Source organism: Streptomyces hyaluromycini, assembly GCF_002217755.1.
GTDB classification, from domain to species: Bacteria; Actinomycetota; Actinomycetes; order Streptomycetales; family Streptomycetaceae; genus Streptomyces; species Streptomyces hyaluromycini.
In genome coordinates this window covers 637,766-659,585 of sequence record NZ_BCFL01000019.1, presented here as the reverse complement: position 1 = coordinate 659,585, position 21,820 = coordinate 637,766, and the positions used below count along the sequence as shown (strand labels likewise).

Annotated in this window: 21 protein-coding genes and 1 tRNA gene; 9 read left to right on the top strand and 13 right to left on the bottom strand. The window is 71.5% G+C overall.

The features are described from left to right. Positions 1–14: 14 nt before the first annotated feature. The 4 genes from SSP29_RS20855 to SSP29_RS20840 form a co-directional block, all read right to left on the bottom strand. On the bottom strand, positions 15–299 hold the full coding sequence (locus tag SSP29_RS20855) for a hypothetical protein (protein WP_245883156.1): 285 nt from the start codon (positions 297–299) through the stop codon (positions 15–17). Positions 300–393: 94 nt separating this feature from the next. Beyond that, the gene (locus tag SSP29_RS20850) at positions 394–1,278 is read right to left on the bottom strand and encodes an SDR family oxidoreductase (protein WP_089102189.1); all 885 of its coding nucleotides are present in this window, start codon (positions 1,276–1,278) and stop codon (positions 394–396) included. After that, on the bottom strand, positions 1,275–2,231 hold the full coding sequence (locus SSP29_RS56025) for an alpha/beta fold hydrolase (protein WP_089102188.1): 957 nt from the start codon (positions 2,229–2,231) through the stop codon (positions 1,275–1,277). The genes SSP29_RS20850 and SSP29_RS56025 overlap by 4 nt, the downstream gene beginning before the upstream one ends. After that, positions 2,228–3,751: a flavin-containing monooxygenase gene (locus SSP29_RS20840; protein ID WP_089102187.1), complete on the bottom strand. Its 1,524-nt coding sequence runs from the start codon at positions 3,749–3,751 to the stop codon at positions 2,228–2,230. Before SSP29_RS20840 ends, SSP29_RS56025 begins: the two co-directional genes overlap by 4 nt. Before the next feature lie 233 nt (positions 3,752–3,984). On the opposite strand from SSP29_RS20840, the gene SSP29_RS20835 reads away from it, so the two are divergent. After that, a complete protein-coding gene (locus SSP29_RS20835; protein ID WP_089102437.1) occupies positions 3,985–4,605 on the top strand; it encodes a MerR family transcriptional regulator in 621 nt (206 codons plus the stop codon). A 3-nt stretch (positions 4,606–4,608) separates the two neighbouring features. Here SSP29_RS20835 and SSP29_RS20830 read toward each other — a convergent pair whose 3' ends face one another. After that, a complete protein-coding gene (locus SSP29_RS20830; RefSeq protein ID WP_167449973.1) occupies positions 4,609–5,412 on the bottom strand; it encodes an exodeoxyribonuclease III in 804 nt (267 codons plus the stop codon). A gap of 79 nt (positions 5,413–5,491) precedes the next feature. Here SSP29_RS20830 and SSP29_RS20825 point away from each other — a divergent pair, with 79 nt between their 5' ends. After that, positions 5,492–5,992, top strand: coding sequence for a GNAT family N-acetyltransferase (locus tag SSP29_RS20825; RefSeq protein ID WP_089102185.1), 501 nt, complete (start codon positions 5,492–5,494; stop codon positions 5,990–5,992). Between the two features lie 158 nt (positions 5,993–6,150). Here the strand turns inward: SSP29_RS20825 and SSP29_RS20820 are convergent. The 7 genes from SSP29_RS20820 to galU all read right to left on the bottom strand — a co-directional run bounded on the left by SSP29_RS20820 (position 6,151) and on the right by galU (position 12,096). Beyond that, positions 6,151–6,224, bottom strand: a tRNA-Ala gene (locus tag SSP29_RS20820). 104 nt (positions 6,225–6,328) lie between these two features. Beyond that, the gene (sepX, locus tag SSP29_RS20815; RefSeq protein WP_089102184.1) at positions 6,329–7,603 is read right to left on the bottom strand and encodes a divisome protein SepX/GlpR; all 1,275 of its coding nucleotides are present in this window, start codon (positions 7,601–7,603) and stop codon (positions 6,329–6,331) included. 184 nt (positions 7,604–7,787) lie between these two features. Continuing rightward, positions 7,788–8,459: a GNAT family N-acetyltransferase gene (locus SSP29_RS20810; protein WP_089102183.1), complete on the bottom strand. Its 672-nt coding sequence runs from the start codon at positions 8,457–8,459 to the stop codon at positions 7,788–7,790. A gap of 20 nt (positions 8,460–8,479) precedes the next feature. Continuing rightward, positions 8,480–9,028, bottom strand: coding sequence for a MogA/MoaB family molybdenum cofactor biosynthesis protein (locus SSP29_RS20805; protein ID WP_089102182.1), 549 nt, complete (start codon positions 9,026–9,028; stop codon positions 8,480–8,482). Beyond that, positions 9,025–9,537 carry a cyclic pyranopterin monophosphate synthase MoaC gene (gene moaC, locus SSP29_RS56020; RefSeq protein ID WP_089102181.1) on the bottom strand — a complete coding sequence of 171 codons (513 nt, stop codon included), beginning with the start codon at positions 9,535–9,537 and terminating at the stop codon, positions 9,025–9,027. Before moaC ends, SSP29_RS20805 begins: the two co-directional genes overlap by 4 nt. Before the next feature lie 328 nt (positions 9,538–9,865). Further along, the gene (gene glp / locus SSP29_RS20795; RefSeq protein WP_089102180.1) at positions 9,866–11,188 is read right to left on the bottom strand and encodes a molybdotransferase-like divisome protein Glp; all 1,323 of its coding nucleotides are present in this window, start codon (positions 11,186–11,188) and stop codon (positions 9,866–9,868) included. Further along, complete coding sequence (gene galU / locus SSP29_RS20790; protein WP_089102179.1) at positions 11,185–12,096, bottom strand: UTP--glucose-1-phosphate uridylyltransferase GalU; 912 nt, start codon at positions 12,094–12,096, stop codon at positions 11,185–11,187. Before galU ends, glp begins: the two co-directional genes overlap by 4 nt. A gap of 61 nt (positions 12,097–12,157) precedes the next feature. Between galU and SSP29_RS20785 the strand changes: the two genes are divergently transcribed. Continuing rightward, positions 12,158–12,820, top strand: a complete 663-nt coding sequence (locus SSP29_RS20785; protein ID WP_089102178.1) for a 5-formyltetrahydrofolate cyclo-ligase — start codon at positions 12,158–12,160, stop codon at positions 12,818–12,820. A 66-nt stretch (positions 12,821–12,886) separates the two neighbouring features. Here SSP29_RS20785 and SSP29_RS20780 read toward each other — a convergent pair whose 3' ends face one another. Further along, complete coding sequence (locus SSP29_RS20780; RefSeq protein ID WP_089102177.1) at positions 12,887–15,646, bottom strand: penicillin acylase family protein; 2,760 nt, start codon at positions 15,644–15,646, stop codon at positions 12,887–12,889. A gap of 270 nt (positions 15,647–15,916) precedes the next feature. On the opposite strand from SSP29_RS20780, the gene SSP29_RS20775 reads away from it, so the two are divergent. From SSP29_RS20775 to mscL, 6 genes are all read left to right on the top strand, one after another. Then, positions 15,917–17,464 (top strand): potassium/proton antiporter, encoded by a 1,548-nt coding sequence (locus SSP29_RS20775; RefSeq protein ID WP_089102176.1) that lies wholly within the window; start codon positions 15,917–15,919, stop codon positions 17,462–17,464. Positions 17,465–17,742: 278 nt separating this feature from the next. Next, positions 17,743–19,035: an MFS transporter gene (locus tag SSP29_RS20770; protein WP_089102175.1), complete on the top strand. Its 1,293-nt coding sequence runs from the start codon at positions 17,743–17,745 to the stop codon at positions 19,033–19,035. 67 nt (positions 19,036–19,102) lie between these two features. Then, entirely contained in the window at positions 19,103–19,459 is a 357-nt protein-coding gene (locus tag SSP29_RS20765; protein ID WP_089102174.1) for an FmdB family zinc ribbon protein, read from the top strand. A 112-nt stretch (positions 19,460–19,571) separates the two neighbouring features. After that, positions 19,572–20,405, top strand: a complete 834-nt coding sequence (locus tag SSP29_RS20760) for an S-methyl-5'-thioadenosine phosphorylase (RefSeq protein WP_089102436.1) — start codon at positions 19,572–19,574, stop codon at positions 20,403–20,405. Positions 20,406–20,610: 205 nt separating this feature from the next. Next, positions 20,611–21,189, top strand: coding sequence for a CpaB family protein (locus SSP29_RS20755; RefSeq protein ID WP_089102173.1), 579 nt, complete (start codon positions 20,611–20,613; stop codon positions 21,187–21,189). Between the two features lie 138 nt (positions 21,190–21,327). After that, positions 21,328–21,804, top strand: coding sequence for a large conductance mechanosensitive channel protein MscL (gene mscL, locus SSP29_RS20750; protein WP_089102172.1), 477 nt, complete (start codon positions 21,328–21,330; stop codon positions 21,802–21,804). Positions 21,805–21,820: the final 16 nt, after the last annotated feature.

The window sequence follows — 21,820 nt, the reverse complement described above, 5'->3', positions numbered from 1 at the left end:
GCCAAGTGCAACGGCTACGCGTCGTAGTCCTGGTCGAACCGGTCCTGCATCTCCTGCTCGGTGTCGTCCAGGTTCTGACGACCGCGCTCAGGAATCTGCCGGCCACGCTCCTGCGCCTGCCGGCCGCTCTGCTGACCCTGCTGGCGGGCCTGCTGACCCTGCTGGCGGGCCTGCTCGCCGCGCTGCTGGGCTTGCTCGCCGCGCTGCTGGGCCTGCTCGCCGCGCTGCTGCGCCTGCTGCTGGCCCTCGTGCATCTTCTGCTTGGCCTGTCCCTGCGTCTTGCCGGCCTTGTCCTTCATACCCATGTGGGTTCACTCCCGTGGAGGGTGAGGGGAACGGCCCTCAGTGGGGCCTCGACCAGACTCACACGGGCCGACTACGCGCGCATTTCGATCAATCACGGTGCGTAGCGCGCGCCCCCTCGTCGGCCGCCCCACCTGCACCGACGAGCCCCGTACGGATGCCCTGCAAGCGGGGCGCGAACCGCTTCATCTCCCGCTGACCGACCGTGCCGATCAGCGCCGGCAGGTACCCGCGCACCCCCTGCATCCCCCGCAGCCACCACTGCCCGTACACGTGCGCCGAGCGCCGCTCGATCCCGGCCACGATCCGGTCCACGGCCGGACCCAGCGGGTACGTCTTGTTCGCCGGCCACGGCAGCCGCTGCCGCAACTCCCGCATCACGTCGTCCTGGTCGGCGCCGCGCACCATGTCGGTGTCCGTCCAGGACAGGTATCCGACCCCGACCCGCACGCCCTGGTGGCCGACCTCGGCGCGCAGGCTGTGCGCGTACGCCTCCACGCCCGCCTTGGACGCACAGTACGCCGTCATCATCGGCGCCGGCGTGATCGCGGCCAGCGACGCGATCTGCAGCAGATAACCGCGGCTCTCCGCGAGGACCGGCAGGAACGCCCGCCCCGTCACCGCCGAGCCGATCAGGTTGACCTCGATCACCCGCCGCCAGGCACCGGGGTCGGAGTCGGCGAACGGACCGCCGTTGGCCACCCCGGCGTTGGCCACCACGATGTCGGCCTTCCCGAACCGCTCCTTGACCTCCCGCGCGACCCGGCTCATCGCCTCGTGGTCGGTGACATCGGCGTACCAGTGCGCGCTGTCGGTGTGCAGCCGCCCGGAGACCTCCTTGAGTGCCTCCTCCTCCAGCCCGACCAGCGCGATCCTCGCCCCGCGCGCGGAGAGCTTGCGGGCGAGCAACTCGCCGACTCCGCGCGCCGCTCCGGTGACGACGGCGACCTGTCCTTCGAGACCGACCCTGCTCATGAGCCCTCCTTGATCCGCTCGGGCCCGTCGGCGCCGGCTTCCTCAGGGGCGCCGGTCACATACGCGGTGACCAGTTCCCGGATCTTTCCGTTGACCAGCTCCGGTGCCTCGACCGGGGTCATGTGGCCCATGCCCGGGAGTTCGGTGAGGCCGAGGGGGTGCGGCAGCGCGGCGATCAGCGCGCGGGCGTGCACCGGGGGCGTGAGCCGGTCGGCCGCGCCGGTGACGATCGCGGTGGGGACGCGCAACTCCCGTACGCCGTGGTCGAGGTCGAGCTGCGCGAGGACGCGCGCCCAGGCGTGGCGCACGGCGCGCGGGCAGGCGTGCACGATCCGTGCGCACGCCTCCACCATGTGCGGGGCGGAACCGGGGCCCATGGTCACGTACTTGAGGATGCGCCGCGCGACGGGCGTGACCGGTCCGAGCGGGGCGCGCGAGGCGAGGACCCGCGCCGTCAGCCAGGTGCGCAGGCCACCGGCGCGCAACGGCAGGACGCGCGACTCGGCGACCAGCCGCGAACTGCCGGTGCTGCACAGCAGAACGGCGGCGGCGTGCTCACGGAAGCGGGGGCGCGCGGCGGCCGCCATGACGGTCATGCCGCCCATGGAATGCCCGACGATCACGGCACGCTCCCCGCGGGCGAGGGTCTGCGTGAGCACCGCTTCGAGGTCGTCCGCCAGCGCCCGGGTGCTGCACGCGGGGCTCGCGGGACTGCGTCCGTGCCCCCGCTGGTCGTACGCGATCACCCGGTGGTCGACGGCCAGTTCCCGCGTCTGCGCGGCCCAGAAGGCGGTCGAGCAGGTCCAGCCGTGGGCGAGGACGACGGGGGGCGCGTCCTCGGGGCCGTGCACCTCGACGTGCAGGCGGGCGCCGTCGGCGGAGACGACGGTGAGTTCGCGGGCAGGGGCGGGGGGCGCGTACGGCCCGGTGGTCACGTGGGTGAGCCGGCTCACGCGCCCACCTCCGCGTCCGCGGTCTTCTCGCCGGCGGTGCCGCTCGGCAGGGGCGCGCGGATCACGTCGTACTCCGCGAGGTCCACCCGCTGGGTCGCCCGCCGGAACTCCGTGGTCGTACCGGGCCAGATGGTGGTGTTGCGGCCGCTCGCGTCCAGGTACCAGCTGGTGCAGCCGCCGGTGTTCCAGACGGTGCGCTTCATACGCTCCTGGACCTTGTGGTTCCAGGCGGCCACGGCCCCGGGGCGCGCGTCCAGGGCCGCACGCCCCCCGAGGACGCGGAGCTGGCGCAGATAGTCGGCCATGTAGTTCAGCTGGGACTCGATCATGAGGATCATGGAGGAGTTCCCGAGGCCGGTGTTGGGCCCGATGATCGTCATCCAGTTGGGGAACCCGGCGGCCGAGGCACCGCGCAGCGCCTCCATGCCGCCCTTCCAGGCCTCCGCGAGGGTCCGCCCGTCGGCCCCGACGACCCGCTCGGCGATGGGCATGTCGGTGACGTGGAAGCCGGTGCCGAAGATGATCGCGTCGACCTCGGCGCTGCTGCCGTCGGCGGCCACCACCGTCGACCCGCGGACCTCGCTGAGCCCGCTCGCCACCACGTCCACGTTCCGCTGGGCCAGCGCCGGATAGTAGGTGCTGGAGAGCAGGATCCGCTTGCAGCCGATGCGGTAGTCCGGGGTGAGCCTGGCGCGCAGCGCGGGGTCCTTGATCGCGCGGCCCATGTTGCGCTTGGCGAGGCTCTCCACCAGGCCGAGTTCGTCGGGCCGCTTGGTGAACGCCTGGACCTGGAGCTCCCGGATGCCCCACAGGAGGCCGCGCCGGGCCTGGGTGGTGAAGGGCAGCGCCCGGTGCAGCCGGCGCTCGGCGGCGCTGATGGCCCGGTCCACGCGGGGCATCACCCACGGGGGCGTGCGCTGGAAGAGGGTGAGGTGGGCGACCTCGGGCTGGACGGCGGGCACGATCTGGATCGCCGAGGCGCCGGTGCCGACCATGGCGACCCGCTTGCCGCGCAGGTCGTAGTCGTGGTCCCAGCGGGCCGAGTGGAAGACCTTGCCGGGGAACGAGTCAAGCCCCGGGATCTCCGGGATCTTCGGGTCGGACAGCGGCCCGGTGGCGGAGACGACGACGTCGGCGGAGAAGGAGCCGGCGGCGGTCTCGATGTCCCAGCGCAGCGCCTCCGCGTCCCAGGTCATCCGCTTCACCTCGGCGTCGAGGCGGAGATGAGGCCGGAGCCCGAACACATCGGCGACGTGCTCCAGATAGGCGCGGATGTGCTCCTGCCCGGAGAAGGTGCGCGGCCAGTCCGGGTTGGGCGCGAAGGAGAAGGAGTACAGATGGGACGGCACGTCGCAGGCGCACCCCGGATAGCTGTTGTCCCGCCAGGTACCGCCGACGCTGCCGGCCCGTTCCAGGACGACGAAGTCGGTGATCCCCTCCCTGCGCAACCGCACGGCCGCGCCCAGTCCGCCGAACCCGGACCCGATCACCGCCACCCGTACCTGCTCGTGCTGGGCCATCCCGGAGCCTCCACACCTCGCCCGTGATTACGCCAGTGAACACTGGCACGGTTGGACTGTAGAGCAGCCGTGTACCGATGGGTAGGGGTCGGACGGGCGGCGTTCACATCAGCGGCTCCGCCGCGGGTACCCGCGGTACAACATAGGCTGCGCACGTGGCAGACCACGGCGCGCGAAAGACCTCCACGGCCCCCGACCAGCGGCTCGACCAGGGCGGCGGACACGAGTACCGCATGGAGGAACTGGCCGCACTGGCCGGCATCACCGTGCGCACCCTGCGCTTCTACCGCGAGCGCAAGCTGATCCCGCCACCCCGCCGCGAGGGCCGTATCGCCTGGTACGACGACCACCACCTGGCCCGGCTGCGCACGATCTCGGCGCTCCTGGAGCGCGGCCACACCCTGAACGGCATCGCGGAGCTCGCGGAAGCCCTCGACCAGGGCCGCAACGTCGCCGACCTGATCGGCGTCGGCGCCCCCACCGAGGAGGAACCGGTCCGCCTCACCCCCGAGGAGCTCGCCGCCCGCTTCGAGGGCGAGGTCACCCCGGAAAACCTCGCCGCCGCCATGGACCTCGGCTACCTCGGCACCGACGGCGACGACATCGTCCACATCAGCCGCCGCCTGCTGGACGCCTCCTCGGCCCTGGTCCGCGAGGGCTTCCCGCTGGCGGAGGTCCTGGCGGCCGGCCGCACCGTCCGCGAACACGCCGACGCCCTCGCCGAACTCTTCGCCGAACTCGTCCTGCGCCACGGCCCCGAGGAGGACATGGAACGCCTGCGCCCCCTGGCCCGGAGCGTGGTGGAGGCAGAGGTGTCCCTGGCACTGGACCGACGGCTGCGCAAGCAGCCGTGATGATCAGCGGTCGTACACGACGGTGACCGGCGCATGGTCGGACCACCGCTCGGCATGCGTGGCCGCACGCTCCACGAACCCCTTCACCGCCTTGGCCGCGAGCCCACGCGTGGCCAGCTGGTAGTCGATGCGCCATCCTGAATCGCTGTCGAAAGCCCGCCCCCGGTAGGACCACCAGGAGTACGGCCCCTCGACGTCCGGGTGCAGGGCGCGTACGACGTCGACATAGCCGCCGTCGGCCGGATCCAGGACCTTGCCGAGCCACTCCCGCTCCTCCGGGAGGAAGCCGGAGTTCTTGGTGTTGCCGCGCCAGTTCTTCAGGTCGGCCTGCTGGTGGGCGATGTTCCAGTCGCCGCAGACGACGACCTCGCGCCCGTCGGCGGCGGCCCGCTCGCGCAGCTCCTTCAGATGGGCCAGGAACTCGTCCATGAACCGGTACTTCTCGTCCTGGCGCTCGGTGCCCACCTCCCCGGAGGGGAGATAGAGGGAGGCGACGGTCACACCGGGCAGGTCGGCCTCGACATAGCGCCCGCTCACGTCGAACTCGTCCGACCCGAAGCCGATGCGCACCCGGTCCGGCTCACGCCGGGTGTACAGGGAGACACCCGCGCGCCCCTTGGCGGCCGCGGGCGCGTGCACCACGTGCCACCCGCCGGGCGCGCGCACCTCCTCCGGGAGCTGCTGCGGTTCCGCGCGCACCTCCTGCAGGCAGAGCACGTCCGCGGAGGTCTGCGCGAGCCACTCCACGAAGCCCTTCTTCGCGGCGGCCCGAAGCCCGTTCACATTCACCGAGGTCACAGTCAGCACGCGGGAACCATACCGGCACACTGGACGGAGTCCGGATGTCCACCGCGTTCACCGCCTGCACGAATATACGATGCCTTACATGAATATACGCCCGGTTGCCTTCGACCACCCCGACGCCGTCAAGCTGAACGACGAGGTCCAGGCCGAGTACCAGCTGCGCTACGGCGACGGCGGCGACGCCACCGTCCTCGACACGGCCGACTTCCAGCCGCCGAACGGCGTCTACCTGATCGCGTACGACGAGTCCGACCACCCCGTGGCCACCGGCGGCTGGCGCAGCCAGGACGCGAACGGCGAGGGCAACGAGGACGGCGACGCCGAGCTCAAGCGCATGTTCGTCATCGAGGGGATGCGCGGCCGGGGCCTGGCCCGCCGCATGCTCACGGCCCTGGAGGACGACGCCCGCGCGGCCGGCCGCCTCCGCATGGTCCTGGAGACCGGCACCAAGCAGCCGGAGGCCATCGCCCTGTACACCTCCAGCGGCTACGAACCGTGCACCAAGTTCGGCTACTACCGGCACTACGAGTCGAGCCGCTGCTTCGCCAAGGCCCTGCGGACGGACGCACCGGCGGATCTGTAGACCGCAACGGCCACAAGGGCCACAACGGCCACACGGCCGCAACTGCCGCAACGGACCTGCCGGGTGGCGGCCCAGCCGCCACCCACCGGGCCGGCGTGCCCCGGGAACGACGAAGACCCCGCACGATCTTCACGATCGTGCGGGGTCTCACCGTGCAGTGGACCTGAGGGGATTTGAACCCCTGGCCCCCTCGATGCGAACGAGGTGCGCTACCGGACTGCGCCACAGGCCCTTGCAACGAGTGAAACTCTAGCATCCCCGTCGGGGTGCTTGGAAATCCGTTCCCTGACTGGTCAGGAGCGGGGTGCCGAGGCGTCCCGCGCCCTCGGCCTCAGGTCATTCGTTGGCCGCGCGCGGGCGGTCGCCGTCCTCGTACTGGTCAAAGAGGGGGGTGCGGCCGCGCTCGCGTGCCCGGCGGGCGGAGGCCGCGCGGCGGGCGTCGGTCCGGCCGTCGGCCGTCTTGTCGTCGTCGGCGGCGGGCACCGGCTCCTCCGCCTCGGCCTCCGGCTCCGCCGGCTTGGTCTCTTGCTCCGGCGTGACGGCACTGGACCGCGCCGAACTCCACGCGTCCGGCGCCCCCAGGTCCACGTCGGAGGTGGCGCGCGGCGCGACCGGCGCGGTCACGTACGTCGGCAGGGGCACCGGCACGGGGTCCCAGCTGTCCCCGTGTCCGGGCCGCCGCTGCCGCTCGCGCTGCTGGTCGACCCACTCGGCGTGGTCGGTCTGCTCGACGAGGGCGCGCCGGTCGGCGGCGAGTGCGGACAGGCCGGGGTCGGTCCCGGTCTCTGGTCCTTCCTCCGGTTCGTCCGCGCCCGCCTCGGGGGCGAGGGGCGGGCGGCGGCGCGGCTGGCGCTCCCGCAACCGCTGCGCGGCGGCCTCGGCCTGACGCCGGTCCATCTGGTAGGCGAAGCGCCGGCGCTCCTGTGCGCGCAGGTAGGCGATGTAGGCGCTGAGCATGACGGCGGGCACGCCGGGTGCCCACAGGAACGCGAGCCCTCCGACGGCGGCGACGATCGCGCCCAGCGTGAACGCGGCGAAGAGCATGACGGTGGTGCGCCGACGGCGCGCGAGCGCCTTCGAGCGCCGGGCGCGTTCCGCGGCCGCCTGCGCGGAGGGCGCGCGCCGTGCGGCCGGAACCTGCTTGCGGGCGGGCACGGAGCCCGACTTGGGCGCGGGAGTGGAGGTGGACACGGGGGCGGATGCCGAGGCCGGCGCGGCGCCCGTCTGACGGGGCGGCGCGGACGGGGACTTGGCCGCCGGCGCGACCGTCTGGTCGCGCGCCGGTTCCTGACGCCCGGGCGCCTCCGGCTGCACGTCCGCCCGGACCTGACGGCGGGTCGGAGGCATGGCGAAGGCCCGGACGTCCACCGAGTCGGTGGCGGCGTCCGGATCGCCGGCGTCCTGCTCCCCCTCCGAGGCGGAGCGCGCCCGCAGGTCCCTGGCGTACCGGCGCTCCATCCCCGCCCGTCCGGACAGCAGCCGGATGGCGGTGCTGAAGCGTTCCGTCGGACGGGCCTCGTTCAGCTCGTCCTGCCTACGGAGCCACATCGGCACCAAGTAGGCGGCCCAGGCCCCGACAATGACTGCGTAGATGAGGCCGCTGCTGCTCACGCCTCACACGGTAGAGGGGTTTGCATGGGGCCATCTGCCAATTGCGCCGGTGTGTCGCACGATCCGGCTGATATTTCGAGCTTTTTTTGTGACCGATGCGATCAGCAGGCCGCCGAAGCCGCGAATTCAATGCCCTGAGACAGTCAACAACCGATCACTTTCGAACATGCATTCAATTTTTCGGCTAGCCGGGATTCCCTGGGGTGTTCTCCGGATTCCAGGGCCCGTTCGGGGTGCCGGTCGGGCCCGGTGCCTTCGCGGACGCGCTCTGGGAGCGTGCCCGCTGCCAGCGGCCGAGCAACCCCTCGGGGACCTCTTCCGCGGTGAGGGCGAAGACGAGGTGGTCGCGCCAGGCGCCGTCGATGTGGAGATAACGTGGCCGCAGCCCCTCCTCACGGAATCCGAGTTTCTCCACGACCCGGCGGCTGGGCCGGTTCTCCGGGCGAATGCAGACCTCGATGCGGTGCAGACCAACGGTGCGGAAACAGTGGTCCACCACGAGCGCGACGGCCGTCGGCATCACCCCGCGGCCGGCCACCGACTGGTCCACCCAGTAGCCGACGTGCCCCGAGCACATCGAACCCCAGGTGATCCCGGCGACCGTCAACTGCCCGACCAGTTGCCCCTGGTACTCGATGACGAACGGCAGCATCCGGCCCGCGTTCGCCTCGGAGCGCAGGTGCCGGACCATCTGCCGGTAGGTCGGCCGGTGCGCTATCGGCCCGCTGGGCGTGGGCGGCGGGATGGTCGCCTCCCACGGGCGCAGCCAGTCGCGGTTGCGCCGGTTGACCTCGCGCCAGGCCCGTTGGTCGCGCACCCTTATGGGCCGGAGGACGACGTCGCCGTCCACCAGCACGACGGGCCAGGACAGGCTGTTCAGCTCGCACCCCCACTGCTGGGTCCGGTGTGGTCGCCGCCGCGGATCTGGTCGACGGCATGCGCCAGCAGCGGTTCCAGGACGGCCAGCCCGTCCCGCACCCCGCCGGTGGACCCCGGAAGGTTGACGATCAGTGTCCGGCCCGCCACCCCGGCCAGGCCCCGGGAGAGCGCGGCGGTGGGCACCTTCTCCCGTCCGAACGCCCGGACGGCCTCGGCGATGCCCGGCACCTCGTAGTCGAGCACCGCGCGGGTCGCCTCCGGCGTGCGGTCGGTGGGCGAGACGCCGGTGCCGCCGCTGGTGACGACGACGTCGTACCCGGCCTCGACCCCGGCGCGCAGCGCGGCCGCCACGGGTTCCCCGTCGGGCACCACCCGCGGCCCGTCCACGCTGAACCCGAAGCCCGCCAGGCCGGCCGCGACCAGCGGGCCGCCCTTGTCCTCGTAGACACCGGCGGCGGCACGGTTGGAAGCGGTCACGACCAGCGCGCGGTACGGCGCGCGCGGCGCACCGCCGACGGTACCGTCCGTGGCCGGCCCGGCGTTCATGCCCGGCTCCAGTCGCCCGACTTTCCGCCCGTCTTCTCCTCCACGCGTACGTCCGTGATGACCGCTCCCTTGTCGACCGCCTTGACCATGTCGATCACGGTGAGTGCCGCGACGGAGACCGCCGTGAGGGCCTCCATCTCGACACCCGTGCGGTCCGTCGTCCGCACCGTGGCCAGGATCTCCACGGCGTCGTCCGCGATCGACAGATCCAGTTTCACACCGGACAGGGCCAAGGGGTGACACAGCGGGATCAGGTCCGGGGTGCGTTTGGCGCCCATGATCCCGGCGATACGGGCGGTGGCGAGGGCGTCGCCCTTCGGAACGCCCTCGCCGCGCAGCAGCTCGACCACGCGGGGCGAGACGAGGACGCGTCCGCTCGCGCGGGCGGTGCGCGCGGTCACGTCCTTGCCGGACACGTCGACCATGCGGGCGGCGCCCGCGTCGTCGAGGTGCGTCAGTCGGTCTGGCTCGGAGGGTCCGGGGGTGTCCCCCCGGAAGGGCTCAGTCATGCTGTGTGGCGCTCCCGGTCCTGGCCCGTCGCGGTGCGGCGCTCGGGCCTGCTGTGCGCGACACGGTACCGCCAAGGCAGCACACACCAACGGGCAGGACCCGCCCGGCGGACGGGTACGCGCACGTGGCGGCCGTCCGGCGGACACCCCCCGGCCGACCAGGACGGCCGTCCAAGCGGGTCCGGCGAAGTCCGCTGCGGTTCCGCAGCGCCCTGAAGGGGCGCTGGGGGCACCCCCGGCCGAAGGCTGGGGGAGGAACTGCGCGACCAGCCACGACGGCGCCGCAGTCGGCAGACGGCCGCACATCGCGGCACTTCCAGCGGAGCGTTCAGCCGAGCAGGACGACCTCGACGTCGGTGCCGGGCTCGACGGACTCGACGTCCTCGGGTACGACGATCAGCGCGTCGGCGTGGGCCAGGGCCGCGACCAGGTGCGAACCGGCGCCGCCCACGGCGGTCACCTCGCCGTCGGCGTACGTCCCGCGCAGGAACTGCCTGCGCCCCTTGGGCGAGCTCAGCGCCTTGTCCGCCCTGAGGGTCGCCGTGGCGCTGGGCCGGTGCACGTCCTTGAGGCCCATCAGGGTGCGGATGGCGGGGCGGACGAACAGTTCGAAGGAGACGTACGAGGACACGGGGTTGCCCGGAAGCGCCAGCAGGGGCGTGTGGTCGGGGCCGATCGCGCCGAAGCCCTGGGGCTTGCCGGGCTGCATGGCGAGCTTGCGGAAGTCGATGCCGCTGCCCGGCACGTCCTCGTCGCCGACGTGCGCCAGTGCCTCCTTGACGACGTCGTAGGCCCCCACGCTGACCCCGCCGGTGGTGACCAGCAGGTCGGCGCGGACGAGCTGGTCCTCGATGGTGGCGCGGAGTGTGTCGGCGTCGTCGACGACGGCGCCCACCCGGTAGGCGATGGCGCCCGCGTCCCGGGCGGCGGCGGTGAGGGCGAAGCTGTTGGAGTCGTAGATCTGGCCGCTGCCGAGTGCCTCGCCGGGCTGGACGAGTTCGCTGCCGGTGGACACGACGACCACGCGCGGGCGCGGGCGTACGCGTGCCGTGCCGCGGCCGATCGCCGCGAGCAGTGCGATCTGGGGCGGGCCGAGGACGGTGCCGGCCTCCAGGGCGAGGTCGCCGGCCTTCACGTCACTGCCCCTCGCGCGCACATGCGCGCGTGCCTCGGCCGGCCGGTGCACGCGCACGTGCCCCTCGGCGCCCTCGGGCGCGAGACTGCGGGCCCGCATCCCGGCGACCGGTCCCTCGCCGAGTCCGCCGTCGGTCCACTCCACCGGGACGACGGCCTCGGCGCCGGGCGGCAGCGGGGCGCCGGTCATGATGCGGGCCGCCTGGCCGGGGCCCACGGGGGTCAGCTCGGCCGCGCCCGCCGCGACGTCCCCGACGACTTCCAGGACGGCCGGGAACTCCTCGCTCGCGCCCGCCACATCCGCGACCCGTACCGCGTACCCGTCCATGGAGCTGTTGTCGAACGGTGGCAGCGAGAGGGGCACCGTGACGTCGTCGACCAGGACGCAGCCCTGGGCGTCGAGCAGTTGCAGCTCGATGGGTTCCAGGGGCCGGACGGTGGTGAGGATGTCCTCCAGGTGCTCGTCCACCGACCACACGTGGTCCGGGCCGGCGGGGCGGGTCGCGGCGTTCCTCAACTCTGCTGCATCTCCTCGGCTACGTAACTGCGAAGCCAGGTCCGGAAGTCCGGGCCCAGGTCTTCACGTTCGCACGCGAGGCGGACAATGGCACGCAGATAGTCGCCGCGGTCGCCGGTGTCATAGCGGCGGCCCTTGAAGACGACGCCGTGCACGGGGCCGCCGACCTTTTCGTCCTGGGCGAGCTGCTGGAGGGCGTCGGTGAGCTGGATCTCGCCGCCGCGGCCCGGCTCGGTGCGCCGCAGTATGTCGAAGACGTGCGGGTCGAGGACGTAGCGGCCGATCACCGCGTAGCTGGACGGGGCGTCCGCCGCGTCGGGCTTCTCGACCAGGCCGGTCACCTTGACGACGTCGGCGTCGGCGGTGGTCTCCACGGCGGCGGAGCCGTAGAGGTGGATCTGCTCGGGGTCGACCTCCATGAGCGCGATCACGCTGCCGCCGTGCCGCTCCTGGACCTCGATCATGCGCTGGAGCAGCGGGTCGCGCGGGTCGATCAGGTCGTCGCCGAGCAGGACGGCGAAGGGCTCGTGGCCCACGTGCGGGGCCGCGCACAGCACGGCGTGGCCGAGGCCCCTGGGGTCGCCCTGGCGCACGTAGTGCATCGTGGCCAGGTCGCTGGACTCCTGCACCTTGGCGAGCCGGCCGGCGTCGCCCTTCTTCTGGAGCGCCGATTCCAGCTCGTAGTTGCGGTCGAAGTGATCTTCCAGGGGACGCTTGTTGCGTCCGGTGATCATGAGGACGTCGTCGAGCCCCGCCGACACGGCCTCCTCGACCACGTACTGGATCGCCGGCTTGTCGACGACCGGCAGCATCTCCTTGGGAGTGGCCTTGGTGGCCGGCAGGAACCGGGTGCCGAGGCCTGCCGCGGGAATGACAGCCTTGCTGATCCTGGGGTGCGACTGAGTCATGTCCGCAACCTTATCCGGTGCCTTTGCGGAGAATCTGAGGCTCCGGTTAATTGGCACTCATATGAGCGGATTGGGAAGGGTGCGGGAACGACCTGTGGAGCACGGTGGACCTGAGGCCGAGGGTGACAAGCGAACGTTGCGCCGAGAATTCCTCGGGGTGAGGAACAGGTTGACGACGGATGTCGTCAGGGAGGCGGCCGAGGCGCTGGCCGAACACGCGCTGGAGCTGCCCGAGCTGGTGCGTGCGCGCACGGTGGCGGCGTACGTCTCCGTCGAGAACGAGCCCGGCACGCTCACGCTGCTGGATGCGCTGCTCGCGCGGGGGGTACGCGTCCTGCTCCCCGCGCTCCTGCCGGACCACGACCTGGACTGGGGGGCGTACGGCGGGGAGGGCTCGCTCGCCCGCGTCCAACACGGCGGCAAGATGGCGCTGTTCGAACCCTCCGGTGAACGCCTCGGGCCGGACGCCGTACTCGGCGCGGACGTCGTGCTGCTGCCGGGGCTCGCGGTGGACGCGCGCGGGATGCGCCTGGGGCGCGGCGGAGGGTCGTACGACCGGGTGCTGGCGCGGCTGGAGCGCGCGGGCGCGCACCCGGCGCTCGTGGTGCTGCTGTACGACACGGAGGTCGTCGGGCGGGTGCCCGCGGAGGGGCACGACCGGCCGGTGCAGGCGGTGGTGACGCCGTCGGGCACGCGCCGGTTCACGAGCCCGGACGCCCCGTGACCCTCATGTGAAACGGCCCTCCACGCGTGCGTGGAGGGCCGTTTCACCGGCGGGTGCCCGACGGTCTCAGGGCTTGAGGACCAGTGTGTCGCTGGTGCTCTTGTCGACCGCCTTGTCCGAGAACGACCACGGGAGCAGTTCGCCGTCGGCCCACTTGCCCGTCTGGTCGGTGTAGTGGGCGCTGAAGGCGTGGCCGGAGGCTCCCGTGAGGTTGATCCACTTGGACTTGTCGAGGTCGTCGAGGTTGACCACCATCCGCATGGAGGGGACCCAGACGACGCCGTAGCCGCCCGCGGCGTTCCAGCCGGTCGCGTTGACCGTGGCCTCGCCGCCGCTGAGCTTCCAGGGGCCGCGGTTGAGGATGTACTGGACGATGGCCGGGCCGTCGGTGCCGAGGGTCTGGTTCTTCAGGAACAGGCGGTGCAGCCGGCCCCAGCTCCAGGTGTCGATGTCCTTGCCGAGCTTGGCGGTCAGCTCCCAGCGGGCGTCGATCATGGCGCGCTTGAACAGCTGGTCCATGTTGTCGGCCTTGGGGCGGGTGCCGGACGCCGGCGTCTTCCACCAGGCGCTGTCCGGCTTGTCCATGAGGTTGCGGACCACCTCGAACCAGCGGTCGCCGCCGTCCGGCTGGGCCTGGTCGGCGTCGCGCTCGCCGCACTCGCGCACCTTGGTGTCGTCGTCGAGCGGGCCGGTGCTGTCGACCTTGTCGACCCACAGGCACTGGCCCTTGACCCGCAGTTCCTTGGGCAGCTTGTTGCCGAAGGCGAGCTTGAGGACGTTGCGCCAGACCGCGTTGAAGTAGGCCGCGGCCGCGGAGTCGGCGTCCTGGGTGTAGTCCCAGCCCTCCAGGAGCTTCTGCGCCTCGCGCACGTCCTTGTCGGGAAGGTCGATCTTCAGCAGCTTGGGCACCAGCAGCTTGGCGATCTCGCTGCTGTTGTCCATCTGCATCTGGCGCATGTCGTCGGTGGAGATCTTGCCGCCGTCCTTGATCTTCGACTCGATCAGGTCGGTGATGCGCTGGCTGCGGGTGCCGTAGCCCCAGTCCGTGGTGAGCGTGTAGGGGTACTTGTCCTTGTCGATCACGGCCTGGTTGGCGGTGACGATGTAGCCGCGCTTCGGGTCGTACTCGTAGGGCAGTTCGTCCTGCTTGATGAAGCCGGTCCACTTGTACTCGGAGTCCCAGCCCGGTGCCGGGATGGACCCGTCGTCCCCCGACGCGCGCGTGGGGATCCTGCCGGGCAGCGTGTAGCCGATGTTGTTCTTGGTGTCGGCGTAGATCAGGTTCTGCGAGGGCACGTCGAACTGGGCGGCCGCGTCCCGGAAGGAGGTCCAGTCGGACGCCTTGTCGAGGGCGAAGACGGCGTCCATGGTGGTGCCCGGGTCCAGGGCGGTCCACCTCAGGGCGATGCCGTAGCCGTCGCCGCGGTCGGGTGCGGCGGTGTCGACGCTCGCCTTCTTGCCGACCTGGACGAGTTCGTCGTCGCGGTCGGACAGCAGCGGCATGCCGTCGGCGGTCTGGCGCACGACGATCTTCTTGGACGTGCCGCCGGCGACCTTGATGGTCTCCGTACGGGTCGTGAAGGGCTTGGTCTTTTTGTCGTACAGGTAGCCGTCGCCGGAGAGCTTCTCCAGGTAGAGGTCGGTGACGTCGACCCCGGAGTTGGTCATGCCCCAGGCGATGTCCGCGTTGTGGCCGATGATCACGCCGGGCATGCCGGCGAAGGTGTAGCCGGTGACGTCGTACTGGCACTTGCTGGAGACCGTGGTGCAGTGCAGGCCCATCTGGTACCAGACGGACGGCAGGGACGCCGACAGGTGCGGGTCGTTGGCGAGCAGCGGCTTGCCGGTGATGGTGTGCTCGCCGCCGACGACCCAGGAGTTGGAGCCGATGCCCTGGCCGTTCACGCCGACCGCCGTGGGGACGTCGTCGAGGACGTTGTAGAGGCCCGCCAGCTGGCTCGTGAGCGCCGATCCGGTGGTCGACGAGGTCGAGGAGCCGCTCGTGTCCGTCGAGGTCCCGGAGCCGCTCGTGGAGCCGCTCTGCTCGAAGGTCTTGGTGAGCTCGTCGTACTGGCCGTCCTGGACGATCGTCTGGTTGCGGCTGTACGGGTAGTCCGGGTACAGGTCCTTGATCTGCTGCGGGCCGAGGCGGCTGGTCATCAGGGCCCGGTCGATCTCGTCGTCCATGTTGCCGCGCAGGTCCCAGGCCATCGCCTTCAGCCAGGAGACCGAGTCGACGGGGGTCCACTGCTCGGGCTTGTAGTCGTTGACGAACCCGAGGGCCGCGTACTCCAGGGAGATGTCCTTGCCGTCCTTGCCCTGGAGGTAGGCGTTGACCCCCTTGGAGTAGGCCTGGAGGTACTTCTTGGTGGAGTCCGACAGCTTGGTGTCGTACTCCTCCTTCGCGACCCGGTCCCAGCCCATGGTGCGCAGGAACTCGTCGTTCTTCACCTGGCTCTTGCCGAACATCTCGGACAGGCGCCCGGAGGTCATGTGGCGGCGCACGTCCATCTCGTAGAACCGGTCCTGCGCCTGGACGTAGCCCTGCGCCATGAACAGGTCCTCGTCGGTCGAGGCGTAGATCTGCGGGATGCCGTAGCTGTCGCGCTTCACGGTCACGGGCCCGGAGAGGCCCTGGAGCGTGATCGAACCCTTGGTCTGCGGGAAGGACGCGCGGACCGTGCTGACCGACCAGTACGCCCCGTAGAAGACGCCACCGACGACAGCCAGAACGAGCACGAGCACGATAAGTCGGGCTCTGCGCCCCTTCTTCCTGCCGGACTTGCCAGGCTTGTCACCCGTTGTGGCGGTGGTGTTGGGGGGCATCGCTGTCCTTGCTGTCCTAACGCGAGCGGCAGGCGGGCATGTGCACTTGACTGAGCGCTGGAGCAACCATAGGCGCAGGGCCCTGCGCCACTTGACGCGGAGTAGGGATCCGGCAGGCACGGGCGTTCGATCTTGCCTCGGGAAGCGTCAAGAAAGCGTCAAGAGTTAGGTAAGGTAACGAAGTACTTGGGTGCGGAGTGCCGCAACCTCGGGTCTTGTACGTGAGAGCTTCCGCGTCGCCCGCGCGCGAGCCAAGGAAAGGAAGCGCCGCTGACCGTCCACCACCTCAACCAGCTTCTGCTCGTCTGCTCCGTGGTCCTGCTGGTCGCCGTCGCGGCCGTCCGGATCTCCTCGCGCAGCGGGCTCCCCAGCCTGCTCGTGTACCTGGGGATCGGCGTCCTCATGGGCCAGGACGGCATCGGCGACATCCACTTCGACAACGCCGAACTGACCCAGGTCATCGGATACGCGGCCCTGGTCGTGATCCTGGCCGAGGGCGGTCTCGGCACGCAGTGGAAGGAGGTCGAACCCGTCCTGGCGTCCGCCTCCATGCTGGCCCTGGCCGGGGTCGGGGTGAGCGTCGGCGTCACCGCCGCGGGCGCGCACTACCTGGTCGGACTGGAGTGGCGGCAGGCGCTCATCATCGGCGCGGTGGTGTCCTCGACGGACGCGGCGGCGGTCTTCTCGGTGCTCCGGCGCATTCCGCTGCCCGCGCGCGTGACGGGCACCCTGGAGGCGGAGTCCGGCTTCAACGACGCCCCGGTGGTCATCCTGGTCGTCGCCCTGTCCACCGCGGGGCCGGTCGAGCACTGGTACGTCCTGGTGGGCGAGATAGCCATGGAGCTGGCCATCGGCGCGGGCATAGGCCTCGCGGTCGGCTGGCTCGGCTCCTGGGGCCTCAGGCACGTCGCGCTGCCCGCCTCCGGCCTCTACCCGATCGCCGTGATGGCCATCGCGGTCACGGCGTACGCGGCCGGCGCGCTGGCGCACGGCAGCGGCTTCCTCGCGGTCTACCTGGCCTCCATGGTGCTCGGCAACGCCAAGCTGCCGCACTGGCCGGCCACCCGCGGTTTCGCCGAGGGGCTCGGCTGGATCGCCCAGATCGGCATGTTCGTCCTGCTCGGCCTGCTGGTCACCCCGCACGAGCTCGGCGACGACATCGTGCCCGCCCTGGTCATCGGGCTGGTGCTCACCATGGTGGCGCGGCCGGTGAGCGTGGTCGTCAGCCTCGCGCCGTTCCGGGTGCCCTGGCCGGAGCAGACCCTGATGTCCTGGGCCGGGCTGCGCGGCGCCGTGCCCATCATCCTGGCGACGATCCCCATGGTGAACGGCGTCGACACCAGCCACCGGATCTTCAACATCGTCTTCGTCCTGGTCGTCGTCTACACCCTCGTCCAGGGGCCGACGCTGCCCTGGCTGGCCGGCAAGCTGCGGCTCGGCGAGGGACCGGAGGCCGCCGACCTCGGCATCGAGTCCGCGCCCCTGGAGCGGCTGCGCGGGCATCTGCTGTCCGTCTCGATCCCCGAGGGCTCCCGGATGCACGGCGTGGAGATCAACGAGCTGCGGCTGCCCGCCGGGGCCGCCGTCACCCTCGTCGTCCGCGAAGGAAAATCGTTTGTTCCACTGCCCGCGACGGTGCTGCGGCGCGGGGACGAACTCCTCGTGGTCGCCACCGACCCGGTACGGGACGCCGCGGAACGGCGGCTGCGCGCGGTCGGCCACGGGGGCAAGCTGGCGGGCTGGCTGGGCACGAACGGGACGGCGGGCGCGGGGTCCAGGCCGGGCGCGGGGCCGGGCGGTGCGCCGAGCGCGCGTTAAGGGTGTGTTTCGGATGGTTCACACCGCCACCAATCGCAGGTGAACAGGGTTCGCGGTGCTCGTTTTCACAGGCGTACCGGGCTTTCACCCCTGTACGATGAAAGCACCCTGATCGAACCAACTCTGCCTGACGCAGAGCTGGCGCGACCGTATGGCGGCCGGATCACTCCTCGCAGTGGGCGCCGGTATCTACCGCAGTTCCGCGCAAGAGGACAGCTCTCGGCGCCGCCCCCGCATCCGGAGGGGCCGCGCTACCAGGCGGCAGAAAGGCACGGGCCGTGGCATCCACGGTCACCACCGAGCCGTCGGAGAGCTCGGCTGCGCCGTCCCGCCCGGGATACGGCCAGCTGCTGCGCACCCGCGGCGCCTGGACGTTCCTGATCCCAGGTTTCGCGGCACGCCAGCCGTTCGCGATGCTCACCATCTCCATCGTGCTGCTCGTGCAGCACACCACCGGTTCGTACGGCGCCGCGGGTGCCGCCGCGGCCGCCACCGGCGTCTCCATGGCGCTGTTCGCGCCCTACAGTGGCCGCCTGGCCGACCGCTACGGGCAGCGGGCGGTACTGGTCCCCGGCGTGCTCGTGCACGCCCTGTCGGGCCTCGTCCTGACGGCGCTCGCGCTGGCGCACGCGCCCCTGTGGGCGCTGTTCGCGGCGGCCGTGCCGACCGGCGCCTCGGTACCCCAGGTCGGCCCCATGGTCCGCGCCCGCTGGGGCGCCAGGCTCCAGGACTCCCCTCTGATGTCCACCGCGGCCGCCTTCGAGTCCGTCACCGACGAGCTCACCTTCGTGTTCGGCCCGCTGCTCGCGACCGCCCTGTGCACCACCGTGGCCCCGGCCGCCGGCCTGGTCACGGAGGCCGCGCTCACGCTGGCCGGCGGTCTGCTGTTCGCCGCGCGGAAGAGCACTCAGCCCCAGGTGACCGGCACCGGCCACGCGCGCGTGCGGCACACCTCGGCGCTCCGCGTCCCGGGCGTGCGCGTGCTGGTCGTGGCGTTCCTGGGCATCGGGTCCGTCTTCGGCGGCATGCAGGTCTCCCTCGCGGCGTTCACCGAGTCGATCGGCGAGCCCGGCCTGAACGGCGTCCTGTACGGCACCTTCGCCGCCGGGAACATGCTCTCCGGCATCGTGTGCGGCGCGCTCGCCTGGAAGGCCGCCCCGCACCGGCGCCTGGTCGTCGGCTACGCGGCGCTCGCACTGACCGCGTCGGCCCTGTGGACGTCCCACTCCGTGCTGGTCCTGGCCGGGCTCGGCCTGCTGGTCGGCATGTGCATCGCACCCGCCCTGATCACCGGCTACACGCTGGTCGAGGGCCTGGTCCCGGCCGGCGCCCGCACCGAGGCGTTCACCTGGCTGACCGGCGCGGTGGCGCTCGGCCAGGCGGCCGCGGTCACGGTCGCCGGACAGTTGGAGGACCGCCTGTGGGGCGGCGCCGGGTTCCTGGTGCCGATGGCCGGCACCGTACTCGCCCTGGTGACCCTTCTGGCGCTGCGTTCGCGGCTGGTCACCCCGCCCCGGAACCGTACCGTCGCACGTGGCGTCGGTCACCGAGTGCCGGTGACGGTGGACTGATCCTCAGGAATACGTCACTATGGACCGTCGTTAGCACTCATCGAGTGAGAGTGCCAGGAGGAAGACAGTGCCGACCTACCAGTACCAGTGCACCGAGTGCGGCGAGGGCCTCGAGGCGGTGCAGAAGTTCACCGACGACGCCCTGACCGAGTGCCCCAACTGCGGTGGCCGCCTGAAGAAGGTGTTCTCCGCGGTCGGCATTGTCTTCAAGGGCTCGGGCTTCTACCGCAATGACAGCCGCGGCTCCTCGTCGAGCAGCAGCCCCGCGTCGAAGTCGTCGGGCTCCGCGTCGTCCGATGCGAAGTCGTCCGACTCGAAGGCATCCGACTCGAAGCCGTCGTCGTCTTCTTCGACGTCGTCGTCCTCGACGTCGTCGTCCTCGACGTCGTCCTCGTCGGGCTCCGCCAGCAGCTCCGCCGCCTGATACCTCACCCCTGGGACCCCGCTGTCGAGCGACGGCGGGGTTCTGGGCGTCCCCGGACACCGGCTCCCGCCCCGCTCGAACGGCCGGCGAACGGCCAGCTAGTGTGCTGCGCATGGTGAACGCAGAGATCGGCGTAATCGGCGGTTCCGGCTTCTACTCGTTCCTCGACGACGTGACCGAGATCCAGGTCGAGACGCCCTACGGGCCGCCCAGCGACTCCCTCTTCCTCGGCGAGATCGCCGGCCGCCGGGTGGCCTTCCTGCCCCGGCACGGACGCGGCCACCACCTGCCGCCGCACCGCATCAACTACCGGGCCAACCTCTGGGCGCTGCGCTCCGTCGGCGTGCGCCAGGTGCTCGGCCCGTGCGCGGTGGGCGGTCTGCGCCCCGAGTACGGTCCGGGCACGCTGCTCGTGCCGGACCAGCTGGTGGACCGTACGAAGTCCCGGGCGCAGTCCTACTTCGACGGGCTGCCGTTGCCCGACGGCACCGTGCCGAACGTGGTGCACGTCTCCCTGGCCGACCCCTACTGCCCCACCGGGCGGGCGGCGGCGCTGAAGGCGGCCCGCGGCCGGGACTGGGAGCCGGTGGACGGCGGCACGCTGGTGGTGATCGAGGGGCCGCGCTTCTCCACCCGCGCCGAATCGCTGTGGCACCAGGCGCAGGGCTGGTCGGTGGTGGGCATGACCGGCCACCCCGAGGCGGCGCTCGCCCGTGAACTGGAGCTCTGCTACTCGTCGTTGACGCTGGTCACGGACCTGGACGCGGGCGCCGAGACCGGTGAGGGCGTCTCGCACGACGAGGTTCTGCAGGTGTTCGCGGCCAATGTGGACCGGCTGCGGGGTGTGCTGTTCGACGCGGTGGCGGCTCTGCCGGAGAACACGGCACGGGACTGCCTGTGCACGAACGCGCTCGGCGGCATGGACCCGGGGTTCGAGCTGCCGTAGGGCCGAGCGGGCGGACGGATCCCGTAGGGCCGAGGCGGCGGACGGATCCCCAGCGCGCGGCCGCTGTGGACAGCGGGCGGAACTCCTCGTTCGGGTGGCCGAGTTGTCCACAACCGGTCGGTGGCCCACCGGCTCCGGCGGGTTTCGGCGCGAGACGTCATCGTGGTCTCGCAAGCCGATTCCTCGTCGCAGGTGGTGATCCCCGATGTCCGTTCCCCCCTCCCCCTACCCCACTGTCCCCACACCCCTTCGCGTCCCGCGCCCGCTGGGCACCGACGCCCCCGCCACCTGCGAAGTCCCGCACTTCGAACCGGTGCGGGTACGCGGCGGGCGGTATCAGCTGGACCGACTGCTGCGCCACCGCAGGCGGGCCCTCGCGGCCGGCCTGGCGGTCACGGCGGCGGCGCTCGTCGCGGCGGGACCGCGTGCCGCCACGAACCCCCTGCGCGCCGAGCGGCCCCGGGGACACCCGGTCGTCACCCAGCCGGTACGACGGCACGCCCCGCCCGTGGACATGGTGACGGCACCGGTGCGGATCGCCGACGCGGCGACCGTCCGGCTGCTGCGCCCCGGTGACCGGGTGGACGTCATCGCGGCCGGGGATCCCGCGGCGGGCGGGGAGGCCCGGGTGATCGCGCGCGGGGTGCGCGTGACGCGGCTGCCGGAGCCGGCCGACGCCGCCGCGGAGAGCGGGGCGCTGATCGTGCTCTCGGTGCCGCGTGACACCGCGGCCCGGCTGGTCGGCGCGAGCGCCACGGCACGGCTGGCGGTGACAGTGTGCTGAACAACCTGGGGCGATTTACGGGACACTTTGTGTCAAGTCGCTCGTCCGAGCCACCGGGTTGGGCGCAATGGCCACACGGTGACGTAGGTTGCGGATCACTTTGTTCCACACCCTGTGCACGTGAGGAGAGTCCCCGAGGTGAGCGAGAAGAAGGAACCGGGCATCTGGCAGGGCTTCAAGGCCTTCCTGATGCGCGGAAACGTCGTCGATCTGGCAGTCGCGGTGGTCATCGGCGCCGCCTTCACGAACATAGTCAACTCGGTGGTGAAGGGGCTGATCAACCCGCTGGTCGGCGCGATCGGCACCAAGAACCTCGACAGCTACAGCTCGTGCCTGAAGGCCCCGTGCAAGCTGAACGCGGACGGCACGGTGAAGACCGGCATTCCGATCATGTGGGGCGAGGTCCTGGGCGCCACGCTCTCCTTCGTGATCACCGCGGCCGTCGTGTACTTCCTGATGGTCCTGCCGATGGCGAAGTACCTGTCCCGCATCGAGGCCCGCCGGAGGGCGAGGGAGGGCACGCACGAGGTCATCGAGGTGACCGAGCTGGAGGTGCTGAAGGAGATCCGCGACGCCCTGGTCGCGCAGCGCGGAAACGGCCACAACCAGCGTTAGCGGCGCTCCGGGCGGT